Source organism: Microbacterium sp. MYb62 (assembly GCF_002979475.1).
GTDB lineage: Bacteria > Actinomycetota > Actinomycetes > Actinomycetales > Microbacteriaceae > Microbacterium.
In genome coordinates this window covers 47,228-63,002 of record NZ_PCOY01000023.1, presented here as the reverse complement: position 1 = coordinate 63,002, position 15,775 = coordinate 47,228, and the positions used below count along the sequence as shown (strand labels likewise).

At 69.7% G+C, this 15,775-nt stretch carries 16 protein-coding genes; 10 read left to right on the top strand and 6 right to left on the bottom strand.

Translation table 11 applies throughout. The features are described from left to right. From CQ042_RS17295 to CQ042_RS17285, 3 genes are all read right to left on the bottom strand, one after another. Positions 1-498: PHP domain-containing protein (locus CQ042_RS17295; protein ID WP_258132306.1), on the bottom strand; the 498-nt coding region annotated here is incomplete at its 3' end. Further along, positions 498-2,036, bottom strand: a complete 1,539-nt coding sequence (locus CQ042_RS17290) for a DNA polymerase Y family protein (RefSeq protein WP_105671689.1) — start codon at positions 2,034-2,036, stop codon at positions 498-500. The genes CQ042_RS17295 and CQ042_RS17290, both read right to left, overlap by 1 nt. After that, positions 2,033-2,815 carry a hypothetical protein gene (locus CQ042_RS17285; RefSeq protein WP_105671688.1) on the bottom strand — a complete coding sequence of 261 codons (783 nt, stop codon included), beginning with the start codon at positions 2,813-2,815 and terminating at the stop codon, positions 2,033-2,035. The genes CQ042_RS17290 and CQ042_RS17285 overlap by 4 nt, the downstream gene beginning before the upstream one ends. Positions 2,816-2,947: 132 nt before the next feature. Between CQ042_RS17285 and CQ042_RS17280 the strand changes: the two genes are divergently transcribed. The 6 genes from CQ042_RS17280 (at position 2,948) to CQ042_RS17255 (ending at position 7,338) form a co-directional block, all read left to right on the top strand. After that, a complete protein-coding gene (locus CQ042_RS17280) occupies positions 2,948-3,418 on the top strand; it encodes an A24 family peptidase (protein ID WP_105671687.1) in 471 nt (156 codons plus the stop codon). Between the two features lie 50 nt (positions 3,419-3,468). Further along, a complete protein-coding gene (locus CQ042_RS17275) occupies positions 3,469-3,681 on the top strand; it encodes a hypothetical protein (protein WP_047521915.1) in 213 nt (70 codons plus the stop codon). Then, positions 3,674-4,288: a CYTH domain-containing protein gene (locus tag CQ042_RS17270; RefSeq protein ID WP_105671686.1), complete on the top strand. Its 615-nt coding sequence runs from the start codon at positions 3,674-3,676 to the stop codon at positions 4,286-4,288. Before CQ042_RS17275 ends, CQ042_RS17270 begins: the two co-directional genes overlap by 8 nt. Positions 4,289-4,350: 62 nt before the next feature. Continuing rightward, positions 4,351-5,511: a type III polyketide synthase gene (locus CQ042_RS17265; RefSeq protein WP_258132305.1), complete on the top strand. Its 1,161-nt coding sequence runs from the start codon at positions 4,351-4,353 to the stop codon at positions 5,509-5,511. 41 nt (positions 5,512-5,552) lie between these two features. Beyond that, positions 5,553-6,233 carry a methyltransferase domain-containing protein gene (locus CQ042_RS17260; RefSeq protein WP_258132303.1) on the top strand — a complete coding sequence of 227 codons (681 nt, stop codon included), beginning with the start codon at positions 5,553-5,555 and terminating at the stop codon, positions 6,231-6,233. Continuing rightward, positions 6,220-7,338, top strand: coding sequence for an NAD(P)/FAD-dependent oxidoreductase (locus CQ042_RS17255; protein ID WP_181157610.1), 1,119 nt, complete (start codon positions 6,220-6,222; stop codon positions 7,336-7,338). Before CQ042_RS17260 ends, CQ042_RS17255 begins: the two co-directional genes overlap by 14 nt. Before the next feature lie 66 nt (positions 7,339-7,404). Here CQ042_RS17255 and lpdA read toward each other — a convergent pair whose 3' ends face one another. Together lpdA and CQ042_RS17245 are read right to left on the bottom strand one after the other, a co-directional pair. Continuing rightward, positions 7,405-8,802 carry a dihydrolipoyl dehydrogenase gene (gene lpdA, locus CQ042_RS17250; RefSeq protein ID WP_105671682.1) on the bottom strand — a complete coding sequence of 466 codons (1,398 nt, stop codon included), beginning with the start codon at positions 8,800-8,802 and terminating at the stop codon, positions 7,405-7,407. Between the two features lie 9 nt (positions 8,803-8,811). After that, positions 8,812-9,462, bottom strand: a complete 651-nt coding sequence (locus CQ042_RS17245) for a copper resistance CopC family protein (RefSeq protein ID WP_105671681.1) — start codon at positions 9,460-9,462, stop codon at positions 8,812-8,814. 100 nt (positions 9,463-9,562) lie between these two features. On the opposite strand from CQ042_RS17245, the gene CQ042_RS17240 reads away from it, so the two are divergent. The 3 genes from CQ042_RS17240 (at position 9,563) to CQ042_RS17230 (ending at position 11,380) form a co-directional block, all read left to right on the top strand. Beyond that, positions 9,563-10,048 carry an FHA domain-containing protein gene (locus tag CQ042_RS17240; RefSeq protein WP_105671680.1) on the top strand — a complete coding sequence of 162 codons (486 nt, stop codon included), beginning with the start codon at positions 9,563-9,565 and terminating at the stop codon, positions 10,046-10,048. After that, positions 10,048-10,734 carry a MerR family transcriptional regulator gene (locus CQ042_RS17235; protein ID WP_105671679.1) on the top strand — a complete coding sequence of 229 codons (687 nt, stop codon included), beginning with the start codon at positions 10,048-10,050 and terminating at the stop codon, positions 10,732-10,734. The genes CQ042_RS17240 and CQ042_RS17235 overlap by 1 nt, the downstream gene beginning before the upstream one ends. A gap of 100 nt (positions 10,735-10,834) precedes the next feature. Beyond that, positions 10,835-11,380 carry a MerR family transcriptional regulator gene (locus CQ042_RS17230; RefSeq protein ID WP_021199318.1) on the top strand — a complete coding sequence of 182 codons (546 nt, stop codon included), beginning with the start codon at positions 10,835-10,837 and terminating at the stop codon, positions 11,378-11,380. A gap of 72 nt (positions 11,381-11,452) precedes the next feature. Here the strand turns inward: CQ042_RS17230 and CQ042_RS17225 are convergent, their stop codons facing one another. Continuing rightward, a complete protein-coding gene (locus CQ042_RS17225; protein ID WP_105671693.1) occupies positions 11,453-12,265 on the bottom strand; it encodes a ParA family protein in 813 nt (270 codons plus the stop codon). A gap of 93 nt (positions 12,266-12,358) precedes the next feature. Between CQ042_RS17225 and CQ042_RS17220 the strand changes: the two genes are divergently transcribed. Continuing rightward, positions 12,359-15,766 (top strand): pyruvate carboxylase, encoded by a 3,408-nt coding sequence (locus CQ042_RS17220; protein ID WP_105671678.1) that lies wholly within the window; start codon positions 12,359-12,361, stop codon positions 15,764-15,766. The last annotated feature ends 9 nt before the right edge of the window (positions 15,767-15,775 follow it).

Here is a 15,775-nt window from a genome sequence, read left to right as displayed (position 1 = left end):
CGCGGTGATAGCCCCCGAGAGCCGGTGGTACCCCTCCATCCCGCGGGCCAGGACCAGCAGATGCTCGCCCGCGGGATCGGCGGAACCCCGCTGGGGTGCGGGCAGGTCGAGGGAGAGCTCTGCTCCGAACACCGTCTGCAGCGGGCTCTTCATGAGATCGGCCACCTCGGCGAAGCGTGCGGCGCCGTAGAAGCCGTCGTGGTCGGTGAGGGCGAGGGCGGTCAGGCCGAGACGGTCGGCCTCGACGAGAAGATCTTCGGGGGAGGAGGCGCCGTCGAGGAACGAATACGACGAGTGGGCGTGCAGCTCGGCGTAGGGGACCGCATCCTCGGGGCGGGGAACGGCAGGGGGAGGAGTGCGCTTGCGGCGATGACTCACCGGCCCCGGATCCGTCCGCTGCCCCCTGGGCTCGGAGCCTGGCGGCATCGGAGGGGACTCCTCGCCGCTGAGGGTGCGCTCCAGCTCGTTCCAGGACAACGGTGGGTTGTGCCAGCCCATCAGCGATACCTCCCCTCGGCCCACCAGCGCTCGCCGGTGTGGAAGACCAGCCAGGCGCGATCGTGGTCGTCGACGATCTGCAGCCGATGCCCTCTCTTCCCGCCGCCGGCCGTCCAGCGACGTTCGTGCACCGGCCAGGGGCCCGCCCACGCCTGGACGGCCGCCCCGTCGATGCGGGCGGGATCGCTCGAGAGCGCTCCGCGCTCATCGACGCTGATCATGCTCTCGTCCGCGGCGAGCACGCCGATGGGGCGCGGGGGCAGGAACACCTCGGCGGGCAGCGGATCGGGCAGGCTTCCCGGCCAGGGGGAGCCGGGGTCGCGCGGGGGGACCGCGCGCTCTCCCCAGGGGGTGAGCACCTGGCGGTCGGCGAGCCAGCGCCCGCCCGCGACGGCGGCGGTGAGCACGCCCTGATGGCCCAGCATGGTCTGCACGCGCGAGACCGCGTGGTGCAGGCGCTCATCGGTGCCGGATCCGAACAGTCCCGGCTGATGATGCGCGGCATCGTCGACGGCGGCGGGGACGATGCGCACCGCCACGATGCCCCCGAACGCCCGTGCCTCGTCGACCGGATCCTTCGCGGACTGCGCGGCCAGGGCCTCCAGCTGCCAGCGCACCCGGTCGACGAGGTCGGAGGCGTCGAAGCACGTCGGATGCAGCCAGGAGCGGGAGAAGACCACGCCGTTGTCGTCGGTCAGATCGATCCGCACCTCCGTGCAGACGAGTGAGGCGTCCCCGAGAGCGAGGATCACCGCATCCGCCGTCTGCCGCACCGCGAAGGCCACTTGATCCGTTCCCCCCAGCGGGGAGTCGAACTCGATGCTGCGCACCAGCTCCGGATCGGGCGGGCGCGGCGTCAGCGGGCGGGAGTCGGCGCCCGCGGCGAGTGCGTGCAGGCGCGCGCCGTGCTCGCCGAAGCGGTCGCGCACGTCGAGCGGGGCGAGGGCGGTGAACTCGCCGAGGGTGCGCACTCCGAGCCGGATGAGAAGGGCGGCGATCTGCTCGTCGCGCAGCACCTGCACGGGGTACGGGGCCAGGAACTCCCGAGCTCGGCCCGGCGGCACGACGGTGCAGGCGGTGGAGCCCCGCGCGGCGATCTCGGCGGTGAACGGGCCGTCGGCGACACCGACGCGCACCTCGGGGAATCCGGCCTCCGCGAGGACGCCGATGAGTGCCTCGGCCGCCTCCGCCTCCCCTCCGTGATAGCGGGAGATGCCCCGGGCGCGGAGGATCGCGAGTCCAGGGCGCAGCAGCGTGACCCCGGGGGCATGCTTCTCTATGAGGTGCAGCACGGGGAGGAAGGCGCGTTCGTCTCGGTCGGGGTCGTGGGGGAGCACTCGCAGCGAGGAGAGGTGTCCCTGCGCGACGCGGCGACGCTGTCCGGTGCGCACGCCGTGCTCCCGGGCGGATGCGGTGCAGGCGACGATCGTGTTCGCCTGCACCAGAGCGGTGGGCGGATGCGGGGGTGCGCTGCCGAGGGCCGCCCGCATCGGCCAGTCGGGGAACCACAGCACGAGCACGCGGAGCGGGCTGTTCATCCGGCTTCCGCCCATCGCAGGAGCTCCGGCGGTGCGGACTCGCCCGGAACCGCGGTCTCCGAGAAGAGCGGGGGCAGCGCGGTGAGCTCGGCTCCGACGGCCTCGATGGCGCCGTGTCCTCCCGGCAGATGCACGCGTACGCTCGACGGGCGCGGACTGTGCCGCGTCTGGGCCGTCACCGTCACCGTGCAGTCGGAGAGCAGCCCCCAGCCGGCGCCGAGGCCGTGCCAATGCGGGTCGTGAAGGCGTATCGTCCCCTCGCTCTGGGGCCAGCGCTCGGCGCCGGGCGACTCGGTGACCAGGAGCGTGCATCCGCGGTCACGCAGACGCGCGCTCAGCCGGGCGACATCGGCGTCTCGTGCCCGTGTGCCGGGGGCGACGACGATCAGGGGCACCACCTCGGCCAGGGCGGAGGTGGCCGCGAGCCAGCGGTCTCCGGGGGAGGGCACGAGGATCAGGCGTGCGAGGTCGATGCCGAACGCCGCGGCCGCTTCGATGCCGAGCGTCGGCATGCCGACCACGGCGCACCAGAGTCCCTTCTGCGATGCCGCACTGAGCAGTGCGAGCACGAGGCTCGGCGAGGGGGAGACGGTGTACGAGGTGCCGGTCTGCAGGCCTTCTTCCGGCAGGAGGGCCGAGAAGGCGGGATCGAGCGGGAGCAGAGAGTGCTCGCTGCGACGCCGCTGCATCCGGCTGATCTCGCGGCGCAGTCGCAGCACTTCTCCTGCGCGGGAGTCGCCCGCCGGAGAGAGCGAGGCGACTGCATCGAGCCCGATCACCCTGCATCCTTTCTCGAAGATATATTCTAATATACCAAGTCGTGTGAATGACGATAGTTCGTACATCGGACATCGCCCAGGGTTGTCCACAGGGGGTCGGAACGCGCTTCGCCGATCTTCTACCCTGCGGGGATGGACATGCGGCTCGCCCTCATCGCTCTCGTGCACGTCGCGCTGGTCGGCGTCGGGGCATGGCTGATCGTGATCGACGCCCGCACGCATCGCCTCCCGAATCGCATCGTGCTGCCGACGCTCGGCTCGCTGCTCGTGCTCATCGGGATCGACGCGCTCGCCGCGGGGCAGACGGCGGCGTCGATCCGCGCCCTCCTCGGCATGGTGATCCTCGGTGGCTTCTATGCGATGCTGCGGGCGATCAGCCGCGCGGGAATGGGCGGGGGAGACGTGAAGCTCGCCGCCGTCATCGGCCTCGTGCTGGGCTGGCACGGCTGGCAGGCGCTCGCGATCGGCGCGGCATCGGCCTTCGTGCTGGGGGCCATGTACGCACTCGTGCTCATCGTGCTGCGAAGAGCCGACGGATCCACTCGCGTCGCCTTCGGGCCGTGGATGATCGCCGGTGCCCTGATCGGTGTCGTCCTCGGGTGAATCCGCACGCCTCGCACCGATACCGTGACGACGGGTCTACCCTGAGGCACATGGCACTCGCGCGACTTCACGGCGGCCCGCTCGACGGGCAGATCATCCCTCTCGGCGACGCGGACGACAAGCTGATCGTCCCTTACAGCGAGACCCAGGTGGTGTACAACCGCCGAGGCGGTCCGCAGAACACCGGCCCCGACGATGGACCCACCGAGGTCGACTACTGGTTCGAAGAGTCTCTCGAGGACCTCACGCTCGACGATGACTGAGCCGTCCCGCACGGTCGAGGTCGAGCGCAAGTACGACGTCGATCTCGAGACGCCGTTGCCGCGGTGGGAGGCGATCCCCGGCGTCGATGCCGTCAGCTCCGGCGAGGCCCGCATACTCGACGCCCGGTACTTCGACACCGCGGAGGGTGAGCTCTCGCGGGCGGGGGTCGCTCTGCGTCGTCGCACCGGCGGCCCCGATGAGGGCTGGCATGTGAAGGGACCCCGGCAGGGCGACGGACGACTCGAGCTCGGCTGGCCGCTGGGTGACGGCGACCAGCTCCCGTCCGCCGTCGCCGCCACCGTCTCCGAGTGGACGAGCGCACCGCTCACCCCGCTCGCCCGCATCGAGAACGACCGCACCGCCTATCTGCTCACCGGCCCGGACGGGGTCGTCGCCGAGTTCGTCGACGACCGGGTGCGGGCGACCGACCTGCGGCAGAACATACGGCGCGAATGGCGTGAATGGGAGATGGAGCTCGGCCCCGCCGCGCCGTCCGATGACGCGGGACGCGCCGCGTTCTTCGACGCCGTGGAGCAGGCGGTCCTCGCAGCCGGGGGCCGTGAATCGGCGTCCGGCTCGAAGCTCGCTCGCGCACTCGGCTTCTAGGCGAGACCGCGGTCGCGCGCAACCCCTTCCCCCGGGGCGGTGCGCAGTGCTTGAGTGACACCATGAGCCGACCGCCTGTGCTTCGATCGCTGCAGACGATCGTCCCCGACACCGTTCTCGTCCAGGAGCAGGTGCGTGACGTGTTCGCGCAGCAGCCCGACCTGGGAAGGCTGGCTCAGCGCATCGTCTCGACATCGTTCAACGTCTCGGGCATCGACACCCGGCACACCGTGATCGATGAGCTCTCGCTGGATTCCGACACGACCGATCCCGTCTTCTTCGACCGGCGGACGGGGAGGCTGCTCGCCCCCGGCACGAAAGCACGCAACGACCTCTACGCCCGGGAGGCCGCGAAGCTCTTCATCGAGGCCGCGCGACGATCGATCGACGCGGACCCCGACCTCGAGCCCGCCGATGTGACGCACGTCATCACGGTCTCCTGCACCGGGTTCCACGCCCCGGGGCCGGAGTACGAGATCGTGCGTGCGCTCGGACTGTCCGACGCGGTGCAGCGCTTCCACCTCGGCTTCATGGGCTGCTACGCCTCGATGCCGGCGCTGCGCGCGGCGAGCCAGTTCTGCGCGGCGGACGAGAACGCGGTCGTCCTGGTCGTGAGCGTCGAGCTGTGCACGCTGCATCTGCGTTCCTCGGAGAACCTCGACACGATCGTCGCCTCGTCCCTGTTCGCCGATGGCGCGGCCGCCGGAATCGTCACGGCGCGCGATCTTCCCTCTCCCTCGACCGGGCTGCGCCTGGACCGCTTCCACACCGCGATCGCGCCGGAGGGCGAGAAGGACATGGCCTGGACGATCGGCGACACCGGCTTCGAGATGATCCTCTCCACCGCCGTTCCGCAGATCATCGGCGAGACGATCATCGATGCGCTGCGTCCCCTGTACGCCGCGGAGGACGACCTGGCTGCAGCCTTCGCGGACGAGAGGGTGGGAGCGGCGGTGCAGCACTGGGCCATCCATCCCGGCGGGCGCAGCATCCTCGACAAGGTGCAGGAGCGGATGCGGCTCAGCGACGCGCAGCTGCATCCGGCCAGGGAGGTGCTGCGGGAGAACGGCAACATGTCCAGCGCCACGGTGCTGTTCGTCCTCAAGCGCATCCTGGAGGAGGAGGGGGCCGAGGCTGGGGAGAGGGTCTCCGCGATGGCATTCGGTCCGGGGCTGACGGCGGAGAGCGCGCTGATGACCGTCGTCGGGCCGCATCGGTCATGAGCCGGGCTCTCTCCGCACGCGAAGTCGACACCCTCGAACTGATGGACGATCCGCATGCCGACGCACGGCTGCTGGCGCGGACCTATGGGCGGTTCGGCCTCGTGAATGCGTTGGTCTCCCGGCCGGGAATGCTCTATCGCCGTGATATCCGTCCCCGGGCGGATCGGGCTGGTCGGCTGCGGATCCTCGACGTCGGTGCGGGCGGAGGCGACCTCTGCCGTCTGCTGGCCCAGCGGCTGCGACGCGACGGACTCGAGGCCGACATCACCGCGCTCGATGCCGACGATCGCGCGATCCGGTGGGCGTCAGCGCACGACCGCGGGGCCGGCATCCGCTATCGCCGTGCGCTGACCAGCGACCTGGTGGCGGCGGGGGAGACGTTCGACGTCGTGCTGTCCAACCACGTGCTGCACCACCTTGACGACGCCGAGCTGCAGGTCGTGCTCGGCGACTCCGTGCGGCTCGTCGCGCCCGGTGGACTGGTGTCGCACCACGACATCGCCCGGAGCCGCACCGCCCATGCGCTCTTCGCCGTGGCCACCTGGCCGATCTCCGGGACTCTCCTCGCGGACTCGTTCATCCGCGAGGACGGCCTCATCAGCATCCGCCGCTCGTACACGGTCTCCGAGCTCGCGACGATCGCCCCCGCCGGCTGGCTCGTCCGCGGGGGTGTGCCGGCCCGTCTGGAACTGCGATGGGAGAGGGATCGTGCCCGACCATGAGGTGCTGATCGTCGGCGCGGGCCCGGTCGGTCTGCTGCTGGCGTGTCTGCTGCGTCAGGAAGGGGTGCGGGCGGTCGTGTGCGAGCGCCGCACGGACGCCGACGACCGGACCAGGGCGATCGGCATCCACCGGCCGGGGATCGATGCGCTGGATGCCGCCGGGATCGGTGCCGATGTGCGGGCGGAGGCGCTGCGCCTGGAGGGCGGAGAGGTGCGGAGTCGACGCCGGACCGTCGCGACGCTGACCTTCGCGCCGGAGCGCCCGGTCCTGATACTTCCGCAGCCGCGGACCGCCGCCCTGCTCCGCGCGCGTCTGCGGACGCTCGCCGCCGACACCCTGATCGCCGGATGCACCGTGCGGGAGGTGCGGGATGACGGTGACGCCGTGCGGGTCGTGGCGGAGAGCGCGAACGGACGTCGCGAGCACACGGCGTCGGTCGTGGTCGTCGCGGATGGCGTCCGGAGCGGTCTCCGCGGCGATCTCGACGCCGGGTGGCGCCGCCGGGCGGGACGGGCCTCGTACTCGATGCTCGATGTGGTGGATGCCGCGCCCGGGGTGCGGGCGGTCCTGCACCTCGAGTCGGGCGGCCTCGTCGAGTCGTTCCCCTTGCCCGGGGGTCGGCGGCGGTGGGTCGTGCGAGAGGGCGTGCGAGAGATCCGCACCGCCGACGGCTTCGGCACCGCGATCGAGGAGCGCACGGGGATCCGCATCGACCTCCCGCCCGGGGCGGTGCCGACCTCTTTCGTCGCCGCTCAGCACGGGGCGACCCGGGTGCACCGGGGGCGCGTGGTGCTGCTCGGCGATGCCGCGCATGAGATCAGCCCGATCGGCGGGCAGGGCATGAACCTCGGCTGGGCGGATGCCGTGCGTCTCGCAGCCGAGATCGTGCGATCGCTGCCGAAGGGGACTCCGGATCTCGCGACGTACGACCGGCGGGTGCGCCGGTCGGCTGCGCGCGCGCAGCGCCGCTCCGCGTTCTACATGTCGATGGGTGCTCCGGCGCCCGGCGCGGTCGTGCGCAGCAGGGAACTGCTGGTGCGCGCACTCGGGTCGGCGCCTCTGCGTGGATGGACGGCGGGGCTCCTCACGATGCGCGGCCTCTGATCGGGGCCGCAGACGCACGAGGGCCCGGTCCGCCGCAGCGGACCGGGCCCTCGTGAGGAGTCTCGATCAGAAGTTGATCATGTGGCCGGCGAGGCCGTGGAAGCCCTCCTGCAGCGCCTCCGACAGCGTCGGGTGCGTGTGCACGTTGCGGGCAAGCTCCAGAGCCGTGAGGTCCCACTTCTGCGCCAGCGTCAGCTCCGGCAGGAGCTCCGAGACGTCGGGTCCGATCATGTGGGCGCCGATGAGCTCGAGGTGCTCGGCGTCGGCGATCAGCTTGACGAAGCCGACCGGCTCGCCCAGGCCGTGCGCCTTTCCGTTGGCCATGAACGGGAAGGTCGCGACCTTGATCTCGCGCCCTTCATCCTTGGCCTGCTGTTCGGTGAGACCGAACGAGGCGACCTGCGGCGAGCAGAACGTCGCGCGCGGCATCATGCGGTAGTCGCCGAGCGTCTGGGTCTCCGCGCCGCCGATGGTCTCGGCGGCCACGACGCCCTGCGCCTCGGCCACGTGGGCGAGCTGCAGCTTGGCGGTCACATCGCCGATCGCGTAGATGCCCTCGACGTTGGTGCGCATGTGGTCGTCGATGTCGATCGCGCCGCGCTCGGTCAGCTTCACGCCGGTGTTCTCGAGACCGAAGCCCTCGACGTTCGGGGCGAACCCGACCGACATGAGCACCTTGCCGGCGTCGATCGACGACTGCTGCCCGTCCTTGCCGGTGTAGGTGACGGTCACGGAGGAGCCGTTGTCGACGACGGACTCGACCTTGGTGGAAGTGAGGATGTCGACGCCGTAGTTCTTGTACTGCTTCGTGATCTCCTTCGACACGTCTGCGTCCTCGTTGGGGAGCGCACGGTCGAGGAACTCGATGATGGTGACCTTGACGCCGTAGTTCGTCAGGACGTACGCGAACTCCATGCCGATGGCGCCCGCGCCGACGATGACGATCGACTCCGGCAGCTCGCGGGTCATGATCTGCTCTTCGTAGGTCACGACGTTCTCGCTGAGCGTCACGCCCGGAAGGAGACGGACCCGAGAGCCGGTGGCGATGATGACGTTGTCGAACGTGACCTCTTCGGTGGAGCCGTCCGCCTTGGCGACCGAGATCGCCTTGGGGCCGGTGAAGGTGCCGCGACCGTTGTACTCGGTCACCTTGTTCTTCTTCATCAGGAAGTGGATGCCCTTGACGCGGCCCTCCGCGACCTCGCGGCTGCGGTCGAACGCCTTGCCGAAGTCGATCGTGAACTCGCCGGAGATCCCGAAGAACTCCGCCTTGTGGTTCAGGGTGTGTGCGAGCTCCGCGTTCTTCAGGAGCGCTTTGGAGGGGATGCAGCCGACGTTGAGGCAGACACCGCCCCAGTACTTCTCCTCGATGATGGCGGTGGAGAGACCGAGCTGCGCGCTGCGAACCGCAGCGACGTATCCGCCAGGACCTGCACCAAGGATGACGACGTCGTAATGTGGCATGCCTTAAGCCTATCGCTCGGAGGACGGGTCGGAATCGGTTGCCGGAGGGGTCTTCTGCCCGCGCATGCTGTACCAGAGCATCAGCGCCACGATCACGAGGATGCCCCCGATCGAGATCCCCCAGATCCATGCGGATGCGCCGGGGCCGGAGTCGGCGTCGGCGGGAGCCGGCGTGTCGCTGGGTGCGGGTGCGGCGGTCTGCTCCGTGGTGGGTGCAGTCGTCGTCGGCGCGGTGCTGGGCTGCTCGGTGGCTTCGCCGTCGCCGACGGTCACGGTGAAGGTGTACTCGCCGGACGTGGGGTGCCCGTCGCTGGAGACGACCTTCCAGATCACGTGATAGGCGCCGGCGGGTCCCGACCCCCGCAGCGGCTGGGTGACGATCGCGCCGTCGACCGTCGCCGCGCCGTCGGTGACCGGGTTGCCGTCCGGGTCGGTCACCACCACCTCGGTGGCGCCCTCACCGCCGATCAGCTTCGCGCTGAAGGTGAGCGTCAGCTCGGCGGGAACGACCTCGACCGACTCGTCGGCCGCCGGTGACGACGACACGAGGGCGTCGTGGGCCGAGGCGGAGAGAGGGGAGAGGAGGACGAGGAACGCGGCGAGCAGTGTCGCGGCGACGGCGATCGGAGCGGCTGGGCGGCGCAGGGCTGTGGTCTTCACGACTCCACCCTATGAATACCCGGTATGCGATGGCTGAGTATGAAAGCGGCCTCCCGCGAGCGGCTCGGCATCCGTTAGTCTGGACAACCAGGAGGGCACAGTGACTGACAGCGACAGCCGACCGGCCGGAGAAGCCGCTATCCACCGTTCCGGTGAGCAGAGACACGACGTTACGCAGACGTTCGGACATGATTCCGATCTGTCGTTCGTGCCGTTCGGGGTGGAACTCACCGATGTCGAGCAGAGCGCGATCGCGGCTCTGCCCGCAGGATCGGCCCTGCTGCTGGTCCGTTCCGGCGCTCTCGCCGGTGCGCGCTACCTCCTCGACACCGATGTGACGACCGTCGGTCGTCACCCCGAGGCCGACATCTTCTTCGACGATGTGACCGTCTCCCGTCGTCACGCGGAGATCACCCGCACCGGGTCGACGTTCGAGATCATCGATCAGCGTTCCTTGAACGGGACCTACGTCAACGGCGAACGCGTCGACCGCAGCATGCTCGTCGACGGCTCCGAGCTCCGCGTCGGAAAGTTCCGTCTGAACTTCTTCGCTTCTCCGCACGACCGCGGGGCGGCGAACGCCTGATGGCGGCTTCCCCCGCCCGCGAACGCTCTGCGTCCGCGGGCCTGCTGAGTATCGGTCAGGTGCTCGCGAGGCTCACCCCGGAATTCCCCGACCTGACCTCCAGCAAGCTGCGTTTCCTCGAGGTGCAGGGCATCGTCAGCCCCTCTCGCACCGACTCGGGATACCGCAAGTTCTCCGCGGCGGACATCGAGCGCCTCCGGCTCGGGCTCACCCTGCAGCGGGATCACTATCTGCCCTTGAGCGTCATCCGTGAACAGCTCGACGAGGCCGATGCGGGCGGCGAGACGACCTCGCTCCTGCCGCCGCCTTCGATCACACCCGCGCCGCGGCGCTACCGTCGCGACGAGCTCCTCGCCGCCGCGGGTGCCGGGCCGCAGCTCCTCAACGATGCGATCAGCACGGGCGTCATCACCGCCCAGGAGAGCTACCAGGAGACGACCGTCACGCTGCTGCGCGGCCTGGTCGCGCTGGACAGGCATGGCATCGAACCGCGGCACCTGCGTTCGCTGCGTCAGGGGGCGGAGCGCGAGGTCGCCCTCATCGAATCCGCCATGTCCTCGCTGCTGCGTCGGACGGATGCCACCTCTCGCGCCAAGGCCAGCGAACTGGCCCCCGAACTCGCCACGCGGATCGACGAGGTGCGCTCGCTCTTCGTCAAGGATGCGCTCTCGCGCGTGCTTTCGTAACGAACTGATTGCGACACACCTTCGCCGTCCCACGGATGTGATTGCCGGTGCCCAGGCACTGCTCTACCGTGGAAGATAACCGTTCCAGAGAGGATTTCAGATGAATGCGGATGAGCTCACAGGCGACCCGCGGTTCGTACCCGAACTCCTCTTCACGGACGGTCTCCCGGCCATGGATGACGAGGTCGGCTACCGCGGTGCGGTCGCCGCTCGTGCCGCCGGCATCACCTACCGTCAGCTGGACTACTGGGCGCGTACCGAGCTGGTCGAGCCCACCGTCCGTGGCGCGAGCGGCTCGGGATCGCAGCGTCTCTACGGCTTCCGCGACATCCTCGTCCTCAAGCTCGTGAAGAGCCTCCTCGACACGGGCATCTCGCTGCAGCAGATCCGCACCGCGGTCGAAGAACTGCGCCGTGCCGGCATCCGTGATCTCGCCGGGACCACGCTCATGAGCGATGGCGCCTCGGTCTATCTCTGCACCTCGAACGACGAGGTCATCGACCTCGTGAGCCGCGGCCAGGGCGTTTTCGGCATCGCTGTCGGCAAGGTCCTCCGCGAGGTGGAGTCGACGCTGGTCGCTTTCGACGCGACCGCTCCCGATCCTGTCGATGAGCTCTCCGCTCGTCGGACCAAGCGCTCCGCCTGACGCGCGTCCCGCGCCGACAGAAAACGGCCGTCCTCGATGAGGACGGCCGTTTCGCTGTGCGCGACGGGAGGGTCAGCTCTGGGGGCCGCTCTCGGGGACGGCGATGCGTCCGGTGCGGATGATCCGGTCGAGCAGCTGATCGAAGTCGGCGGCGAGTTCCTGAGCGGAGTCTCCGGGCCAGATGTGCAGAGGCTTGGCAGCGCCCTGAGCCTGCTGCAGCGACGTGCGCTCCGGCAGCTGAGGGGAGAGCACGAGGGGCCCGAACATGTCGCGCAGCTCCTTGATGCGGAACTGGTGCTCGATGGACTGCGGGCGCACACGGTTCACGACGATGCCGAGCGGCTGAAGCCGCGGCGACAGACCGCGGCGGATCTCTTCGATGGCACGGAGGGCGCGATCGGCGGCGGCGACGGAGAAGAGGCCGGGTTCGGTGACGACCATGACACGGTCGCTCGCCGCCCAGGCCGTGCGGGTCAGCGCGTTCAGCGAGGGCGCGCAGTCGACGAGGACGAGGTCGTAGTCGGCCTCGACGGACGCGAGTGCCTCTTCGAGCTTCCACACGTCGCGGACGCTGGGGTGCGGCCCGTCGAAGTTGATCGCGGAGGGGCTGCCGATGAGCACATCGATCGTTCCGGGGTGCACCTTCGCCCAGCCGCTGGAGGTGATCGCCTGACGGACGACCTTCTCCTTCGGGTTCGCCAGGACGTCGGCGATGTTGAGTCGTCCGGCCACCTGGATGTCCATCCCGGTGGAGACGTCGGACTGCGGGTCGAGGTCGACGACGAGAGTCCGGACTCCTCGGGCGAAAGCCGCTGAGGCCAGCCCGAGTGTCACGGTCGTCTTGCCGACGCCCCCCTTGAGAGAGCTGACGCTGAGTACGTGCACGGACACCACGTTACCTTCCCCTAGGCTGGGGGAACACTCAGCCCCGCCCCATGTGCATCGAAAACGCTGCGCATCGAGCTCCCAGAGGTGTGCATGTTCCAGAAGATCCTTGTGGCGAACCGCGGCGAGATCGCGATCCGTGCCTTCCGTGCGGCGGTCGAAGTGGGGGCGCGCACCGTTGCGGTGTTCCCGCACGAGGACCGCGGCTCCGTGCATCGACTCAAAGCCGATGAGGCCTACGAGATCGGTGAGCGCGGGCATCCCGTGCGCGCGTACCTGAACGTCGACGAGATCATCCGCGTCGCGCTCGAGTCGGGCGCGGATGCGATCTACCCCGGGTACGGGTTCCTCTCCGAGAACCCCGAGCTGGCGGAGAAGGCCGCGGCGAACGGCATCGTCTTCATCGGCCCGCCCTCGAACGTGCTCGAGATGGCGGGCAACAAGGTCGAGGCGAAGCGCCATGCGATCAAGGCGGGTGTTCCCGTCCTCCGCTCCACGGAGGCATCGGACGACGTCGACGCCCTCGTGGCGCAGGCTGAGGACATCGGGTTCCCTCTGTTCGCCAAGGCGGTCGCGGGCGGCGGCGGGCGTGGGATGCGCCGCGTCGAGACGTTCGGCGATCTGGCCCCGGCCCTGGCGGAGGCCATGCGCGAGGCCTCCAGCGCGTTCGGGGATGCCCGCATGTTCCTCGAGCAGGCGGTCGTGCGTCCGCGGCACATCGAGGTGCAGATCCTCGCCGACAAGACGGGGGAGACGGTGCATCTGTTCGAGCGCGACTGCTCGGTGCAGCGGCGCCATCAGAAGGTCGTCGAGATCGCTCCGGCGCCGAACCTCGACGACAGCATCCGCACCGCGCTGCACGGCTATGCGGTCGCGTTCGCGCGTTCCATCGGCTACGAGAACGCCGGGACGGTCGAGTTCCTGCTCGAGACAGCGGGGGAGCGGACCGGGGAGGTCGTCTTCATCGAGATGAACCCGCGCATCCAGGTCGAGCACACCGTGACGGAAGAGGTCACTGACGTCGACCTGGTGCAGAGCCAGATGCGGATCGCCTCCGGTCAGACCCTCTCCGACCTCGGCCTGCAGCAGGAGAACCTGCACCTGCGGGGAGCCGCACTGCAGTGCCGCATCACGACAGAGGACCCGACACAGGGCTTCCGACCCGACACCGGCAAGATCACGACCTATCGTTCTCCCGGTGGTGCCGGGATCCGCCTGGACGGCGGCACGGTGCACCAGGGCGCGCAGATCAGCCCCCACTTCGATTCCATGCTGGCGAAGCTCACCTGCCGGGGGCGGGATTTCCCCGCGGCCGTCGCCCGCGCGCGCCGCGCTCTCGCCGAGTTCCGCATCCGGGGCGTCTCGACCAACATCCCCTTCCTCCAGGCGCTCCTGGAGGACGACGCCTTCATCGCGGGCGACGTCAGCACGTCGTTCATCGACGAGCGCCCGGAGCTGCTGCGCGGTCGCGTCTCGAAGGACCGCGGCACGAAGCTCCTGAACTGGCTGGTCGACGTCACGGTGAACAAGCCGCACGGCGCCCACCCCGGCGTCGTCGACGCGGCCGTCAAGCTGCCGACGGTCGACCTGAGCGCCGAGCCGGCAGCGGGTTCGCGCCAGCGGCTCCTCGAGCTCGGACCGGAGGGCTTCGCCCGCAGCCTGCGTGCGCAGACCGCGCTGGCGATCACCGACACGACGTTCCGCGATGCGCACCAGTCCCTCCTGGCGACACGCGTCCGCACGAAGGATCTGGTCGCCGCGGCTCCGTATCTCGCCCGACTGACCCCCGGCCTGCTCTCGGTGGAGGCCTGGGGCGGCGCGACCTACGACGTCGCGCTGCGCTTCCTCGGCGAAGATCCGTGGGAGCGCCTCGACAGGCTGCGCGCGGCGCTGCCGAACGTCGCGATCCAGATGCTGCTGCGGGGACGCAACACGGTCGGCTACACGCCGTACCCGACGGCAGTGACCGAGGCGTTCGTCGCGGAGGCAGCTGCCAGCGGGGTCGACATCTTCCGCATCTTCGATGCTCTCAACGATGTGGAGCAGATGCGTCCGGCGATCGAGGCCGTCCGCAACACGGGTACCGCGGTCGCCGAGGTCGCGCTCTGCTACACCGGAGATCTGCTCGACCCTGCGGAGGACCTCTACACCCTCGACTACTACCTGGGCCTCGCGGACCAGATCGTCGACGCGGGCGCGCACATCATCGCCATCAAGGACATGGCGGGCCTGCTGCGTCCGGCCGCGGCCGCCCGACTGGTCACGGCGCTGCGCGAGCGCTTCGACCTCCCGGTGCATCTGCACACGCACGACACCCCCGGTGGCCAGCTCGCGACGCTTCTCGCCGCCAGCGCGGCCGGTGTGGACGCGGTGGACGCCGCTTCGGCGCCGCTCTCCGGAACCACGAGCCAGCCCTCGCTGTCCTCCCTCGTCGCGGCGCTGGCGCATACCGACCGAGACAGCGGCATCTCCCTCGGCGCCGTCTCCGACCTCGAGCCGTACTGGGAGGCCGTGCGTCGCCAGTACGCGCCGTTCGAGTCGGGTCTGCCCGGTCCCACGGGGCGCGTCTACCACCACGAGATCCCGGGCGGACAGCTGTCGAACCTCCGTCAGCAGGCGAAGGCGCTCGGCCTCGCCGACGACTTCGAGCTCATCGAGGACATGTACGCCGCGGCCGACCGTATCCTCGGCCGTGTGCCCAAGGTGACGCCCTCGTCGAAGGTCGTCGGCGATCTGGCTCTCCATCTGGCTGCGGTGAAGGCGGATCCGGCCGACTTCGAAGCGAATCCCGAGAAGTACGACGTGCCCGATTCCGTCGTGGGCTTCATGGCGGGAGAACTCGGCGATCTTCCTGGCGGATGGCCGGAGCCCTTCCGGACCAAGGTTCTCGCGGGGCGGTCGGTGCGCACCGGTCTCACCGCGATCACCGCGGACGATGAGGCGGCACTCGCGGGCACCAGCGCGGAACGGCGGACGCGTCTCAACACGCTGCTGTTCCCCGCACCCAGTGCGGAGTTCGCCGAGCGGCGTGAGCTGTTCGGCGACCTGTCGGTGCTCGACACGAGCGACTACCTGTACGGACTCGTGGCCGGGCAGGAGCACCGGATCGAGATCGATCGCGGCGTGCGACTGTACGTCGGCCTCGAGGCCATCGGCGATGCCGACGACAAGGGCATGCGCACGGTCATGACGACTCTGAACGGTCAGCTCCGTCCGGTGTTCGTGCGCGACCGCTCCATCACGGTCGATGCGCACGAGGTCGAGAAGGCCGACACGTCCGTTCCCGGCCAGGTGGCCGCTCCGTTCTCCGGTGTCGTCACCCTGAAGGCTGAAGTCGGGGCGACCGTCCGGGCGGGCGAGCCGGTCGCATCCATCGAGGCCATGAAGATGGAGGCGGCCATCACCGCTCCCGTCGACGGCGTCGTCGAACGCCACGCGATCGCGGAGACGCAGCAGGTGGATGCCGGAGATCTTTTGGTCGTCATCCGTCCCGCGCACTAATCTTGTGCG

Bases quoted from the DNA above. Each gene is read 5' to 3' on its own strand.
- CQ042_RS17290 (WP_105671689.1), bottom strand. From the start codon at position 2,036: ATGAACAGCCCGCTCCGCGTGCTCGTGCTGTGGTTCCCCGACTGGCCG.
- CQ042_RS17280 (WP_105671687.1), top strand. From the start codon at position 2,948: ATGGACATGCGGCTCGCCCTCATCGCTCTCGTGCACGTCGCGCTGGTC.
- CQ042_RS17275 (WP_047521915.1), top strand. From the start codon at position 3,469: ATGGCACTCGCGCGACTTCACGGCGGCCCGCTCGACGGGCAGATCATC.
- CQ042_RS17270 (WP_105671686.1), top strand. From the start codon at position 3,674: ATGACTGAGCCGTCCCGCACGGTCGAGGTCGAGCGCAAGTACGACGTC.
- CQ042_RS17265 (WP_258132305.1), top strand. From the start codon at position 4,351: ATGAGCCGACCGCCTGTGCTTCGATCGCTGCAGACGATCGTCCCCGAC.
- CQ042_RS17260 (WP_258132303.1), top strand. From the start codon at position 5,553: ATGGACGATCCGCATGCCGACGCACGGCTGCTGGCGCGGACCTATGGG.
- lpdA (WP_105671682.1), bottom strand. From the start codon at position 8,802: ATGCCACATTACGACGTCGTCATCCTTGGTGCAGGTCCTGGCGGATAC.
- CQ042_RS17235 (WP_105671679.1), top strand. From the start codon at position 10,048: ATGGCGGCTTCCCCCGCCCGCGAACGCTCTGCGTCCGCGGGCCTGCTG.
- CQ042_RS17230 (WP_021199318.1), top strand. From the start codon at position 10,835: ATGAATGCGGATGAGCTCACAGGCGACCCGCGGTTCGTACCCGAACTC.
- CQ042_RS17220 (WP_105671678.1), top strand. From the start codon at position 12,359: ATGTTCCAGAAGATCCTTGTGGCGAACCGCGGCGAGATCGCGATCCGT.